This window comes from Mycobacterium sp. TH-M106 (genome assembly GCF_057473765.1).
In genome coordinates this window covers 1-13,581 of sequence record NZ_JBYCLE010000599.1, presented here as the reverse complement: position 1 = coordinate 13,581, position 13,581 = coordinate 1, and the positions used below count along the sequence as shown (strand labels likewise).

General features: G+C 68.4%; 11 protein-coding genes and 2 pseudogenes. 4 read left to right on the top strand and 9 right to left on the bottom strand.

Annotated features, from left to right (window positions below; translation table 11 throughout):
• Window positions 1–106 (top strand): annotated as a pseudogene (locus AC2VOP_RS20405) (alpha/beta hydrolase); the annotation flags it as partial.
• 77 nt (window positions 107–183) lie between these two features.
• Here AC2VOP_RS20405 and AC2VOP_RS20400 read toward each other — a convergent pair.
• The 9 genes from AC2VOP_RS20400 to AC2VOP_RS20360 form a co-directional block, all read right to left on the bottom strand.
• Window positions 184–2,349, bottom strand: coding sequence for a heavy metal translocating P-type ATPase (locus AC2VOP_RS20400; protein WP_486962657.1), 2,166 nt, complete (start codon window positions 2,347–2,349; stop codon window positions 184–186).
• Window positions 2,350–2,364: 15 nt separating this feature from the next.
• Entirely contained in the window at window positions 2,365–2,673 is a 309-nt protein-coding gene (locus AC2VOP_RS20395; RefSeq protein ID WP_486962656.1) for a hypothetical protein, read from the bottom strand.
• The gene (locus AC2VOP_RS20390) at window positions 2,667–3,251 is read right to left on the bottom strand and encodes a DUF3093 domain-containing protein (protein WP_486962655.1); all 585 of its coding nucleotides are present in this window, start codon (window positions 3,249–3,251) and stop codon (window positions 2,667–2,669) included. Before AC2VOP_RS20390 ends, AC2VOP_RS20395 begins: the two co-directional genes overlap by 7 nt.
• A gap of 93 nt (window positions 3,252–3,344) precedes the next feature.
• Entirely contained in the window at window positions 3,345–3,830 is a 486-nt protein-coding gene (locus tag AC2VOP_RS20385; protein WP_486962654.1) for a hypothetical protein, read from the bottom strand.
• A complete protein-coding gene (hemB, locus tag AC2VOP_RS20380) occupies window positions 3,827–4,861 on the bottom strand; it encodes a porphobilinogen synthase (RefSeq protein ID WP_486962653.1) in 1,035 nt (344 codons plus the stop codon). Before hemB ends, AC2VOP_RS20385 begins: the two co-directional genes overlap by 4 nt.
• Window positions 4,861–6,591, bottom strand: a complete 1,731-nt coding sequence (locus tag AC2VOP_RS20375) for a bifunctional uroporphyrinogen-III C-methyltransferase/uroporphyrinogen-III synthase (RefSeq protein ID WP_486962652.1) — start codon at window positions 6,589–6,591, stop codon at window positions 4,861–4,863. The genes hemB and AC2VOP_RS20375 overlap by 1 nt, the downstream gene beginning before the upstream one ends.
• 29 nt (window positions 6,592–6,620) lie before the next feature.
• Window positions 6,621–7,565, bottom strand: a complete 945-nt coding sequence (gene hemC / locus AC2VOP_RS20370) for a hydroxymethylbilane synthase (protein WP_486962651.1) — start codon at window positions 7,563–7,565, stop codon at window positions 6,621–6,623.
• Between the two features lie 5 nt (window positions 7,566–7,570).
• Window positions 7,571–8,950 carry a glutamyl-tRNA reductase gene (locus AC2VOP_RS20365; protein ID WP_486962650.1) on the bottom strand — a complete coding sequence of 460 codons (1,380 nt, stop codon included), beginning with the start codon at window positions 8,948–8,950 and terminating at the stop codon, window positions 7,571–7,573.
• A gap of 93 nt (window positions 8,951–9,043) precedes the next feature.
• The gene (locus tag AC2VOP_RS20360; protein ID WP_486962649.1) at window positions 9,044–9,322 is read right to left on the bottom strand and encodes a glutaredoxin family protein; all 279 of its coding nucleotides are present in this window, start codon (window positions 9,320–9,322) and stop codon (window positions 9,044–9,046) included.
• 179 nt (window positions 9,323–9,501) lie between these two features.
• Between AC2VOP_RS20360 and AC2VOP_RS20355 the strand changes: the two are divergent.
• The 3 genes and pseudogenes from AC2VOP_RS20355 to AC2VOP_RS20345 form a co-directional block, all read left to right on the top strand.
• Window positions 9,502–9,681: pseudogene (locus AC2VOP_RS20355) on the top strand (isoprenylcysteine carboxylmethyltransferase family protein); the annotation flags it as partial.
• Window positions 9,682–10,741: 1,060 nt separating this feature from the next.
• Window positions 10,742–11,191: a hypothetical protein gene (locus AC2VOP_RS20350; protein WP_486962648.1), complete on the top strand. Its 450-nt coding sequence runs from the start codon at window positions 10,742–10,744 to the stop codon at window positions 11,189–11,191.
• A 1,061-nt stretch (window positions 11,192–12,252) separates the two neighbouring features.
• Complete coding sequence (locus AC2VOP_RS20345) at window positions 12,253–13,401, top strand: DUF5631 domain-containing protein (RefSeq protein ID WP_486962647.1); 1,149 nt, start codon at window positions 12,253–12,255, stop codon at window positions 13,399–13,401.
• The last annotated feature ends 180 nt before the right edge of the window (window positions 13,402–13,581 follow it).

Genomic DNA, 13,581 nt, shown 5'->3' with positions numbered 1-13,581 from the left:
CGGGCAACTGCGCACGCCGCCGGCCGGTGGGTTTTACCCGGGTGGGCACGACGTGTCGTTCTGGCGCGAGCACCTGCCGTCGGAGCTTGCGTGGCTGTCCTCGTGACCCGATCGCCCGGCGAGCAGACGCTAAAGCCCCCCAGAACCGCCCGATTTTGGGGGCTTTAGCGTCTGCTCGCCGGATTAGCTGCGGGCGAACCGGCGCAGCCGCAGGCTGTTGGTGACCACCAGCAGCGACGAGCAGGCCATCGCCGCACCGGCGATCATCGGGTTCAGCAATCCGACCGCGGCCAGCGGGATCGCCGCGACGTTGTAACCGAACGCCCAGAACAGGTTCTCCTTGATGATGCGCAGGGTGCGCGCCGAGAGCCGCAGCGCGGCCGGTACGGTGCTCAAGTCGCCACGCACCAGCGTCAGGTCGCCAGCCTCGATGGCGGCGTCGGTGCCGGTGCCCATCGCCATCCCGATATCGGCGGTGGCCAGTGCCACCGAGTCGTTGACGCCGTCGCCGACCATCGCCACCCGACGGCCGTCGGCCTGCAGCCGCTTGATCGCGTCGGCTTTGTCGGTGGGCAACAAGTCGGCGATGACGTTGGCCGGGTCGATCCCGACTTCGGCGGCCACTTTCCGGGCCGCCGCGCGACCGTCTCCGGTGAGCAGCACGGGGACGATGCCCATCGCCTTGAGCTCTTTGATCGCAGCGGCGCTGCTTCCCTTCACGGTGTCGGTCAAGGTGATGATGCCGCGCACCTGATCGCCCCAGGACACCTCGACTGCTGTTCCGGTCTCGTGGGCGGCGGCCGACCGGGTGATGTCGACCTGCACCCCGTCCACTACGCCGGTCACGCCACGGCCGGGCCGGTTGGCGAAATCCTCCACCCGCCCGAGCGGCAACTGCGCGGCGGCGGCGGCCCCCACAATGGCGGCGGCGATCGGATGCTCCGAGCCGGTTTCGACGGTGGCGGCCCGCTTCAGCACCGTGTTCGGGTCTTCACCCCGGCTGACGGCCATGGTGCCCACGGTCATCACACCGGTGGTGACCGTTCCGGTCTTGTCGAACACGACGGTGTCGATGTCCTTGACGGTCTCTAGCACCTGCGGATTCTTGATCAGGATGCCCAGCTGCGCGCCGCGCCCGGTACCGACCAGGATGGCGGTCGGGGTGGCCAGGCCCAGCGCGCACGGGCAGGCGATGATCAGCACCGCGATGGCGGCGGTGAACGCGGCTGCAGGGGGCTGGCCCGCCACCAGCCAGCCGGCCAGGGTGAGCGCGGCGATCGCCAGCACGGCGGGCACGAACACCGCCGAGACGCGGTCGGCCAGCCGCTGCACCGATGCCTTGCCGTTCTGGGCGTCGGCCACCTGTTTGGCCATCCGGGCCAGCTGGGTGTCGGCACCGACCTTGCTCGCCCGCACCAGCACCAGTCCGTAGGTGTTCAGGGCCCCGCCCAGCACCTGGTCGCCGACGCCGACGTCGACGGGCACCACCTCGCCGGTCATCGCCGAGGTGTCCAGGGCGGTGGTGCCGTCAATGACGACGCCGTCAGTGGCGACACGCTCGCCGGGCCGGACCACGATGACGTCGCCCACCCGCAGTTGGTCGATCGGCACCCGCACCTCCGTGAGGCCGGCTTGACCAGCTGGGCCGCGCCGCATGACCGCGGCGTCCTTGGCGCCTAGGGTCAGCAGCGCGCGCAGCGCCGCGCCGGCCGAGCGTTTGGCGTGCGACTCGGCATAGCGGCCGGCGAGCAGAAACACCGTCACCGCTGCGGCCACCTCGAAGTAGACATGGCCTCCCCGGAAAGCAAGACCGGTGATCACCGCAGCCGCCGACCACAGATAGGCGGCCAGCGTGCCCAGTGACACCAGGGTGTCCATCGTGGAGGCGCCGTGCAGTGCGTTGCGCACCGCGGCACGGTGGAACGGATAGCCGCCCCACAGCACAATGGGGGTGGTCAGCGCCAAAACCAGCCACAGCCAACCGGTGAAGTGCCAGGCCATCACCATCGACAGCGCCACCACCGGTATCCCCAGCACCGCCGAGCCGAGCAACCGCGCTCGCAGCTCAGCCGTTATGCCGGTGTGTGCGTCGCGATGATCTGAGCCGTCTGAGCTGGCTGTGCCGACTGTGCCGATGACCGACGCGGCGTAGCCGCTGGATTGCACGGCGCGGACCAGATCGGCAGCCGACACCGTGGGTTCGTGTTCGACATGGGCCCGTTCCACCGCGAAGTTCACCGTGGCGCGCACCCCGTCGAGGGAATTGAGGTCACGTTCCACCCGGGCGGCACACGAGGCGCACGTCATGCCGCGCAATTCGAGATCGGTAGTGGTCACGCCCCCGGTCATACCCCCCCTGGGGTATTAGGACAACGTGGCCCCGGTCACAGCGGTCACAGTGGAATTCTTGCGCCACCGCCGGGCCCGGACCCATCGAGCCGCGCCGACCACCGCCAGCACACCGGCGACCGATGCCAGCAGCAGTGTCAGCAGCAACAGCTGCGGATCGTATGTCACCGAGGTGGTGGCCGGCTCACCGGCGGCGACAGGCGCCACCGGCACCGTGGAACGCACCTGTGTTGCGCTCACTGTGCAGCCGAGCGCGGCCGCGCAGGCCAGTCCGAGTTCGGCTGCGGCTCGGGTTGCGGCCCGGGCTGCGGGCGCGCTCACCACTGCGGCCCGTCGGTGTCGGCGTCGTCAGTGTCGGGGTGGTCAGGGTGGTCAGGGTGGTCGGGGTGGTCGGGGTGGTCAGGGTGGTCAGGGTGGTCAGGGTGGTACGGCACCAGCGGGACGAGCGCCGCCCGCAACCGCTGATGACCACGAGCCCAGGCCTGGGCGGTACGTCCCCCGGTGAGCCCCAACCCGATGCCGACCCGGCCGCGCGGTACCCCGCTGAGTTCCCCCAACGCCCGGGCCGTCTGCCACTTCTCCGGGTGTTCCGCCCGGTGGGCCGGCTTCGCCGGCTCTGGATACACCCGGACGATGTCGCCGACCCGGATGGTTTCGGTGCCCTGGCGCAACGTCTGATCGGTGAGCTCGACAGAGGTGTGAATGCGCGCCGCCTTGACCTGCACCGCGACAAAGGCGGATACCAGTACCAGGAACAGGCCGGGAATCAGTGGGTTCAACCCGTAGCCGCTGGAATTCTGGATCACGGCCATGGCCAGGGCCGTGGCCGGGCCGGCCAGCACCCAGTACCAGCTGGCGCCGGGCTCGTAGAACAACGGCGGGGGGTTCGTCGTGGGGTTCACTTGACTCTCACCGTCAGGACATCGGGAATTGACTCAGTATGGTGTACGCGCCGTCGATGAGCCAGCAGCCAGCCCGGCTCACTGCAGCCCCGATCACCGGTTGAAGTACTCCTGGGCGTCCCTGCGGTGCAGCAAGAAGGTTCCCCCGGCGATCAAGACAGAGCCGACGATGCCGGTGACCGCTGCGGTCACTGCGACCACCGTCCGCTGGTCGGCGCCGAACAGGCCGCTGACCGCGTACACGACTGCGGCCACACCACCGCCGGTCAACGCGGTGCGGGCCCACCGGTAACCCCAGCGCATCAGCACCAGGAAGGTCACGACCACCGCGCCCACCACCACGCCCACCACGACGGCGATCAGTACGACGACCGGATAGCGCGCTTCCGTCGCACCGACCACCGGCGACGTCAGCAGGTTGACCACGTAGCCGGTCAGCATCACCGGCAGCGCCGCCAGCCACAACCAGAACCCGGTGTCGACGTCCACCGGACGGGCCGGCCGCTCCGGCCGGGCGGCCGGCGGCGGTTGCGCGGGCTGCCAGCCGGGCGGCTGCGGCCAGGTCGGTGGCCCGGTCATGCCAGCCAGCCCGCCGCCTCGGCGGCCCAGTAGGTCAGCACGATATCGGCGCCGGCACGGCGGATACTCACCAGCGACTCCAGCGCCGCGGCACGGCCGTCGATCCAGCCGTTGGCGGCCGCCGCGGAGATCATCGCGTATTCGCCGGACACCTGGTAGGCGGCCACCGGTACCGGGGACGTGTCCGCGACAGCTGAGACGATATCGAGGTAGCCCAGCGCGGGTTTGACCAACACGATGTCGGCGCCTTCGTCGAGGTCGAGGGAGACCTCGCGCAGCGCTTCGCAGGCGTTGCCGGGATCCTGCTGATAGGTGCGACGATCTCCGGACAAGTCGGAGGCCACCGCGTCGCGGAACGGGCCGTAGAACGCCGACGCGAACTTCGCGGCGTAGGCCAGGATCACCACGTGCGAGTACCCGGCGCAATCCAGCCCGTCACGGATGGCACCGACCTGACCGTCCATCATGCCGCTGGGTCCGACCACCTGGGCACCCGAATGGGCTTGCGCCACAGCCAGTTCCACGTAGCGGGCCACTGTGGCGTCATTATCGACTCTGCCGGCCCCGTCCAGCACCCCGCAGTGTCCGTGGTCGGTGAACTCGTCAAGACACGTGTCGGCCATCAGCACGGTGGCGTCACCCAGATCGGCGGCCAGGTCGCGCAGAGCCACGTTGAGCACACCCTCGGGGCTGATACCGACGGTTCCGGTGCTGTCTTTGTCCGCTTGCTGGGGCACTCCGAACAGCATCAACCCGCCGACCCCGGCGGCCACCGCGTCGGCGGCGGCAGCACGCAGCGAGTCGCGGGTGTGCTGGACCACGCCGGGCATGGAGCGGATGGGTCGCGGCGCCTCGATGCCGTCGGCGACGAACATCGGCAACACCAGATGTCGTGGTTCCAAAGATGTCTGCGCCACCAGGCGGCGCAACGCCGGTGTGGAGCGGAGCCGACGCGGGCGCTGCCGCGGGCCGCTGACGCTCGTTGAGTGGCGACCAGCTGTGCCCGGCTCCGCCGCGCGAGCAGTCGCCACTAGCGCCTGCGGCTCTTCTTGCGCGGCGGCGGCAGCGCGCCCTCGGCGCGCAGCCGGGCGGCGTGTTCGGCCAGCGCGTCGATCAGCGGGCCCACCGCCGCGACGTCGGGCTGTACGTCGACCCGCAGGCCGAACTCGGCAGCGGTCTCGGCGGTCTTGGGGCCGATGCAGGCCACGATGGTCCGGGCGTGCGGCTTGCCGGCGATACCGACCAGGTTGCGCACGGTTGAGCTCGACGTGAAGCACACCGCGTCGAAGCCACCGGTTTTGATCATTTCCCGGGTGGCGGCCGGCGGCGGCGCCGCTCGCACGGTGCGGTAGGCGGTCACATCCTCGATCTCCCAGCCGCGCTCCCGCAGGCCCTCCGCCAACGTCTCGGTGGCGATGTCGGCGCGCGGCAACAGCACGCGGTTCACAGGGTCGAAAACGTCGTCATAGGGCGGGAATTCGTCGAGCAGTCCCAGCGACGACTGTTCGCCCGACGGCACCAGCTCAGGACTGATTCCGAATGCGCGAACCCGGTCGGCGGTCGCTTCACCGACACAGGCGATCTTCACCCCGGAGAACGCCCGGGCGTCCAGTCCGAACTCGCCGAACTTGTCCCACACCGCGCGCACCGCGTTGGTGGAGGTGAACACCACCCATTGGTAGCGGCCGTCCACCAAACCCTTGACAGCCCTTTCCATCTGCGCGGGACTGCGGGGCGGCTCCACGGCGATGGTGGGCACCTCGACCGGCAGCGCACCGTGTGCCACCAGCCGCTCGCTCATCTCGCCGGCCTGGTCCTTGGTACGCGGCACCAACACGGTCCAGCCGTATAGCGCCCGGCTCTCCCACCAGTTCAGCTTGGCGCGATTGGTCACCGTCTTGCCGATGGTCACCACCAGCGGGCCGGCCGGAGCAGCCTGCTGCTCGGCTTCAACAGCGGAGTCGGCCAGGCCCGCTTGGTCGATGCCGGCCAGAGCGGCGGGGTCGGTCAGCCCGTGCAAGGTGGATTCCACCGAGCGCTGCCAACAGGTGGTGCCGGCTGTCGTGACCACACACGGGGTGGAATCGGCAAGCCCGTACTCGATCAAGGTGCGTGCCGCGTCGGCCACGTGCGCGGCGGTGGCCAGCAGAATCAACGGTCCCGGGGCGGCAGCCAGCGCTCCCCAGTCTGCGTCGCCACGCACATCGGCGACCGTGTGCGAGGAACCGAGCGGCAGGCCCGCATAGGTCGGCACCGCGCTGGTGACGGGCAAGCCGGGAACGATCTCGAAGTGCAGCTGGGTGCGGGCCACGGTGGTCACCTCGGTGATCACCGTGTCCACCGAGAGCGGGTCGCCGGCCACCAGCCGCACCACCACGTCGACCGCGCCCGACCGCGCCTCAGCGGTCAGGGCCTTGGCGACCTCGGCGGGGCTGCCCAGGGCCAGCCGGATGTCCGGGCGGCCGGGAACCACCGGGGCGTCGGACCCGACGTTCTTGCCGCAGCTGGCCCCTCCGGCCTCTGCGACCTCTCCGGCAATCTGGGCGTCGGCCGGCTCCGGACCGGCGACCGGGGGCAAGTCCGTGCCGACCAGCGCAAGCACCGACTCGGGCACGTCCGGGTCGGTGAACACACACGCGGCGTTCGTCAGCACCGTTCGCGCCCGCATGGTCAACAGGCCCGGGTCACCGGGGCCCGAGCCGACGAACACGATGCGGCCCGGCTTGGACCTTCGCCCTCGCACGCTCACTTGGCGAGCCATCTGTCACTCCACTTCCCAGCGCGGGTGTCTCACCGCGCCGCGTTATCCGATGCCATCAGATCGCGCGCGCCCAGCTCGAACAGCTCCGCAGCCACCGAGACCCCCAGCTCCCGGGCCCGGGCGGGGCTACCGATGCCGGACGCACGGATCACGTCGGATCCGTCCAGCGCCGCCACGCCACCGCGCAGCGACAGCTCCTCGAAGACGCGCCCGTCCTCATCGATGGAGTCGACCACCTCGGCGATCGCACCCACCGGCGCGGAACAACCCGCCTCCAGTTCGGCGAGCAGGGCACGCTCCGCGGTGACCGCGACCCGGGTGTCGGCGTCGTCCAACTCCGCCAGCAACGTCGCCAACGCAGTGTCGCCGGCGCGGCATTCGACCGCGAGCGCACCCTGCGCTGGAGCCGGCAACATCTGCACCGGATCCAGCGTCTCGGTGACGACGTCGAGGCGGCCCAGCCGGGCCAGACCCGCCCGGGCCACCACGATGGCGTCGAGATCTCCGCTGCTTACCCTGTTCAACCTGGTATCTAGGTTGCCTCGTAGGGGCCGAATTTCCAAACCGAGACCCAATGCGCTAAGCTGCGCGGCCCGCCGGGGCGACGACGTGCCCACCACCGAGCCCGCCGGCAGCTCCGCCAGGGTCAGCCCGGCCCGGGCGACCACCGCGTCGCGGGGGTCTTCGCGCGGCGGAATCGCGGCGATAACGAACCGCGGATCGTCGGCGGTGGGCAGATCTTTGTGCGAGTGCGCCGCTGCATCGACCCGGCCATCATCGATGGCTTCTCGCAGCGCCGCGGTGAACACCCCCACCCCGAGGCTGGCGATCGGTTCGGACGACCGGTCACCCTCGGTGGTGATAACGACCAGTTCCGCGGGGTGGCCGCGCGCCGCCAGGGCGTCGGCGACGACGCCGGCCTGGGTGGTGGCCAGGACGCTGCCCCGGGTGCCTATCCGGATGACGGGGGCCAAAGCCGCTACTCGGGACGCCCGGCTTCGGCGCGGGCGTCGAAACCGTTTGGTGCCGCAGGTATTTCACCAGCAGTGGCGACCGCATCCACAGCGTGCGGATCGAGTTCGAAGAGCTCACGCAGCGCCTCGGCGTAACTGTCGCCGCCGGGTGAGCCGGCCAGCTGCTTAACCCGCACAGTAGGCGCATGCAGCAGCTTGTCCACCACGCGGCGCACGGTGCGTGCCACCTCCTCGCGCTGGGAGGTGTCCAGCCCGGGCAACCGATGGTCTAGGCGCAGCAACTCGGCGGTGACCACTTCGGCGGCGCGTTGGCGCAGTGCAGTCACTGTCGGCGTCACCTCGGCCATCCGCTGGCCGGCCAGATACGTTGCGACCTCGCTCCCGACGATGGCTTGTGCGGCTTCTGCGTCAGCCGCGGCCACTCGCGCCGACGGCTCCTGCTGTACTCGGTCCATGTCGACGACCCGGACGCCCGGCAACCCGGCCACCGCGGCATCGACGTCACGCGGCATACCCAGGTCACAGATCACCAGCGGCCGGGTTATTTCATCGCGGCGAGCACCGGCCAGCGCGTGGTGCACGTCGGCCAGCGATACCACCGGGCGCACCGCCCCGGTACAGGTCACCGCGACGTCGGCGGCCGCCAGCGCGGTGGCTACGCCGTCGAGTGGTAGCGCCTCGGATCGGGTGCCGATGCCGCGGATCCTGCGGGCCAGCCGCTGCGCCCGCTGCAGCGACCGGTTGACGACGTAGATGTGGGCGACGCCGGCGCGGGCCAGGTGCGACGCCGACAGTGCGCCCATCGCCCCGGCACCGATGACGGCCGCGGTCCGACCAGCCAGCCCGGCGTCCCCTAGCTGCCGGTCGGCTATCCCCAGTGCGACCGACACCACCGACGCGCCGACAGCGTCGATACCGGTTTCGGTGTGCACCCGCTTGCCGACCGACAACGCCCGCTGGGCCAGCTCGTGCAGCACCCGCCCGACGGTGTGGTTGGCTTCGGCGGCGGCGTAGGCGCGACGCACCTGCCCGAGCACCTGTTGCTCGCCGACGACCGCCGAGTCCAGGCCGCTGGCGACCGCGAACAAATGCTCGACAGCGGCTTCGCTGTAGCGGACGTAGGCGTGTTTGGTCAGATCCCCCATCGGCATGCCGGAGTATTCGGCGAGCACCTGCCCGATGACCGACAAGCCGCCGTGGAATGCGTCGACCACGGCATAGACTTCCACCCGGTTACAGGTCGACAGCATCATCGCCTCGGTCACCAGCGGCGACTGCAGCACTTGGGCAACGACCTTGACCTGATCGGATTCGTCGGCGCTGAGTTGCTCGAGAACCGAGATCGGGGCGCTGCGATGGGAGACCCCGAAGAGCAGGACGCTCATGGCAGTATCACTTGGCCCGCTCCTCGCTGTCACCAGTGAACAAACTGCCTACCACGGTAGATGTTCACCAGCGGGGTCGCCAAATTCGCCGGCTTACCCCCGCTGGGCCAGGTCCGCGCGCAGCCGAGCCTCGTCGATCTCCCCGTAGCTGTGCTCATGCCCGTCGAGCAGCACCACCGGCAGCCGGTCGCCGAACTCCGCGCGCAGTGCGGTATCTCCCGCCGCCGCGGCAGTGTCGACGTCGACGGTGTGCAGGTCGAAGCCGAGCTCGGCGGCCAGCTCGCTCAGCTGGCCGTACGCCCGCGCGCAGCCGGGGCAGCCGTCGCGCGTCAGCAACTGCACCTGGGGCGGGGTACTCGTCGGGCTACTCATCACCGGGTGCTTCCTGCTGGATGGCTTGAGGATCAACTTCCGACAAATTGTTGTCGATGTGAAATGGCCGACTTGCGTGGGGTCCTCAAGCGGCTAGCGGCGTGGTGAGGGCGAGATCGTTGAACAGGGTTTGCCGCAGGGTGAGAACGGCGCCGATGGTGCGCGCGGCCAGCGGCGAGACGGTGGTGGGCGTGCCCCTTGCGCTTGGTTCCTACTGGGGACTCGTTTTTGTCGTGTCCGCCCTCCTGGTGCTTGCCTGGCGTGTCCGCGACGAGGAAAAGCTGCTCCGCGAGGAAGTGGACGGCTACCGTGAGTACACGCAGACGGATCGCTGTCGCCTGGTGCCGCACGTGTGGTGACAGGTCGTGGCTGCCGACGCGAACGATCCGCCAGGTATCACTGGTCACGTCAGCCTCAACAGCCTCTGTCTGAAGGATGTGGGTCGCGTTGAAATGGATATCGTCTGCGCTATCACCGGCCCGAAGCCGCCCCGGCATCGATCGGTGATATCGCATGCGATGTCGTTTCGTAACAACTACTACCGCCTCGTTTCCGGTGCGGGTGTGACCGGTGTGGCTTGGCCCGCGTATCGATCGTCGCGAACGACGGCGCACGACCCTGACGATGCACGTATGCCAGATGTACGTCTTCAACAGCGGGGTGGACGAGCTGACCTGCCCCACCCAGTCGGTGGCTCATATGTGGAACCAGCAACCGCGTGCTCGTCGTCATCGTGGTCGAGCACCGTCGAGCACTAGGGCCAACACTACGGCGCGAACCGACCCGCCATCGGCTTCACACGGGTGCTGTCCAGCTCGGCATCGCTGTCGTCGTGCAACCGCCGCCACCAGGAACCCGCCCGGGTTGCACCCGAGTGAGTAGAACGCATTGAGCACGATCCGGTCCACACAGTCATAGCTGCCACCAGATCCGAATACCGCAGGCTGAACTCATCGTCGGACACCAGCTCAACCTACAAAACCACCCGCCACGTGAGGTGAAACTGCCCGAAGGGCCACCGCCGCCGGGCGAAGTCCCGGCTGCGGCGTAGATCGCTTCGTTGACCGCCGTGGCACGTTTGCGGTTGCGATTTTCGAAACCTGCGACGGTAGCAGCCGCATCACGTCACATCTTCGAACGGTAACTACGTCTGGAGTGGCCAACCGGTACAGCATCGACTGGGCGCCCATCCGGTAAGACGGGCGTCTTCTCACCTCATGGGCGCATACCACGCTGAATACCGAAATCGGCGATCGGCGATACCATCGGCGCATGTCGGATACGCCATCCGCAGGGCTTCCGCCAGTGCGAGGTTCGGCAAGGTTTCCGCAGCCTCCCGCCGGGCCGCCGCCTTGGCCGCCAGCACCGCCTATGGCTTTGGGTAGATCCGCACGACGACTCATGGTTGCCATGCTGTCGATGACGCTCATCGCCGTCGGTGCTGCTGTCGCCGCGTGGTTACGCCCGATGCCGCGTGACAGCGGACCGTCCGTCCCACCCACGCCGACTTTCAGCGCGCAACAAATCGCCGACGCCAAAGCGAATGTTTGCGCGGCGTATAACATCGTGGACCGCGCAGTGATCATGAATACCCGTCGCGCGAACCCAGTACCCGACGACGAGATAGGTTCACTTGCGACAAAAGTGTACGGAGACTTAGCGCTTTACGAAGGTGGAGATTATCTTTTGGATCGTCTAGCGGCTGAGCCCGCAACCCCAGATGATCTCGCGAACTCAGTCAAATCCCTCGGCCACACATTAAAGAAGTTTGGGATTGTAGTGCTAGGGGGAGAGCCAGATTCCGCTCGCGACCCACTCCGACGCATTGTAGATGAGGTATCCGTAACGATCGAGGGACTCTGCAAATGAATGCCGATGGCCCACCTGGCGAGTGGGGAGAGATTCTTGTGGGTCATGTTTGGACATCGCACTCCGACCTCAATGTCGTTAGTGCTGCGTCGATTAAACGCGGAACAACCGCGACCGCGTGGCAGAATCTCTCTGATCAGTTGCGGGAGAAACTGTCCGGACCGCTTGATCCTGACGCCCAGAAGGGGATGACGGCCGATACTATTCGTGAAGCCTTCCGCTGGGGTGTCGATCAGGCAGGCAATGTCGCCAAGACGAACGACACGATAAGCAAGGCCCATGGTTCTGCTCACGGTGCGGCCACCGAACTGAACTCTCAACTGGCGACCATCGCCGAGGATGGGAGCTTCAGGATCGAAAAAATTCAGGTCTCCAAAGATCCACTTAAAGTCGACCAAATTGCCGAGGTCGTTGCGGAGTGCCAGCAAAGAGCCAACGCCGCAGCGGCACCTTGCACTCAATATCTATTTGAACGTCTGCAGAAGGTACTCGACCGACGAGGCATCCGTAAATCGGCCCGGGAGTTCGTTCGAGAACTCGGTATGGACCCCACGCGCATACTCGAATCCCCCAACAGAGAAACTATTAAGCACCAGGTGCAAGAATTCCTAGATGGGCCCGCATCATCACCAGCAGGACCGACGGTCGCATCCGGAGATCCACGGCCAGCAATGGTCGGAGGCAACCTAACAGCAGCACAACCACAGGGACCTGCACCCGCAACCCCACCACCAACAAAGGTCGCAGGCAACCTAACAGCAGCACAACCACAGGGACCTGCACCCGCAACCCCACCACCAACAAAGGTCGGAGGCAACCTAACGCCAGCGGGAACCCCCACATCCGCACCCAAAACCCCAGCCCCCGGTGCTCTCGGCCCGCCCCTGCCCACGGCCTCGGGTCCGCCAGCCGGGCTGCCGCCGATGTCGCCGACCGGCGTGCCCTCGGGCTTGACACCGACCGGCCTGGGATCGACACCAACCGGCCCGACACCAACTCCCACGCCAGGCAGTCCGATACCAGGACCGCCGACGGGAACGCCGCTTCCGGCGGCCACGGCCATGCCCCCAACCACGGCGACGGGCCCGCTGCCCCCAACCACGGCGGCAGGCCTGCTGCCCCCAACCGCGCAAACGGTCACGACACTGCCGTCGGCGGGCGTGGGGTCGGTGTTCGAGGCGCCGCAGCCGGCACATACCCCTGTCTTCGAGACCGCGCCGCCGCCCGCGCCGGTCGAACCGGCCACCAGCTTCGTCGCACCCAGCGCACCGGCAACCCCAGCAACCCCCGTCGCGCCGCCCGTGAACTTATCGGCGCCGGCGGGGCCGCTGCCTGGCTACGGCGCCGATATCCGGACGCCGCAACCGGCCGCGACGGTGCCCACCGCGCCCGCCGGTCCGGCCTCGCCGCCGGCGCCGGCCGCACCGTCGTCGGCGCCGGTTAGCCCATCGGCCACCGCCGGTGGCATCACCCAACCGGTGATTCACCAGAACGGCGCCGCACCGAACGCACAGCCCCCAGCAGCAGTCGGTCAGCAGACGGCAGTGGCCACCGCCGGCGGAGCCGCTGCCGGGGCGACCTCCGCACGCTCCAGTGCCCAAGCCCGCCTGCAGCGCCTGGTCGACTTCGTCGCCCGCCAAGAGCCGCGACTAGCCTGGGCCGCCGCCGACCGCCCCGATGGCGCCACCGTGTTGGTCACCGATGTGGCCAGCGGCTGGATCCCGCCGGGTATCGATATCCCCTCGGCGGTGCGGCTTCTCGACCCGGCTGGCCGCCGGGGCGGGATCGAAGCCCTGCTCGGCGAGGTGACCGTCACCGCCTCCTACACCCCGGTGCACTACCTACCTGCCGACGACGACGCCGAACCCGTCGCGACCTCGTCACGCGCCCGTCAAGGACCCGCCGTCGATGACCTCGGCTGGAAACTGGGCCAGGCCACCAACTGGCGCGATGGGCTACCGCGGCTGGCTCACACCCTGGCCAAAGCCGCCTCCAGGGGCACCGGGGTGCTCGATTCCGAGGCCGCCCTGCTGCGCAAAGAACTCACCGAAGTTCGCCAGCGGGTGCTCGAGACGTACCCGGACAGCGTCGACCCTTCGCTGGTGGGAAACTGGCAGCTGCTCGCGGCGATCAACGCCCTGGTCGAAGCCGACAAGGCCGGCGCCAACTACCATTTCGCCTGGTTCCAAACGCTGAGCCAACGGCTATAGGAGAGAGGCTGCGATGAGCCCCAGCCCCGAAGAATTGCAGATAGTCCTCGGCCAGCTCGCCCAGGCGTTCGGCATGCCGCCCCCGCCGCCGCTGACACCCGACCAGATCGCCTCGGGACAGTCGGTCATTAGTCAACTGCTCGCCGCTTTGGGCATGGCCGGCAATATCGGCGACCCCGC

What these genes read in the sequence shown, in the direction of transcription:
- AC2VOP_RS20400 (WP_486962657.1), bottom strand. Translation starts at nt 2,349, where the DNA reads ATGACCGGGGGCGTGACCACTACCGATCTCGAATTGCGCGGCATGACG.
- AC2VOP_RS20385 (WP_486962654.1), bottom strand. Translation starts at nt 3,830, where the DNA reads ATGACCGGGCCACCGACCTGGCCGCAGCCGCCCGGCTGGCAGCCCGCG.
- AC2VOP_RS20375 (WP_486962652.1), bottom strand. Translation starts at nt 6,591, where the DNA reads ATGGCTCGCCAAGTGAGCGTGCGAGGGCGAAGGTCCAAGCCGGGCCGC.
- AC2VOP_RS20365 (WP_486962650.1), bottom strand. Translation starts at nt 8,950, where the DNA reads ATGAGCGTCCTGCTCTTCGGGGTCTCCCATCGCAGCGCCCCGATCTCG.
- AC2VOP_RS20360 (WP_486962649.1), bottom strand. Translation starts at nt 9,322, where the DNA reads ATGAGTAGCCCGACGAGTACCCCGCCCCAGGTGCAGTTGCTGACGCGC.
- AC2VOP_RS20350 (WP_486962648.1), top strand. Translation starts at nt 10,742, where the DNA reads ATGACGCTCATCGCCGTCGGTGCTGCTGTCGCCGCGTGGTTACGCCCG.
- AC2VOP_RS20345 (WP_486962647.1), top strand. Translation starts at nt 12,253, where the DNA reads ATGCCCCCAACCACGGCGACGGGCCCGCTGCCCCCAACCACGGCGGCA.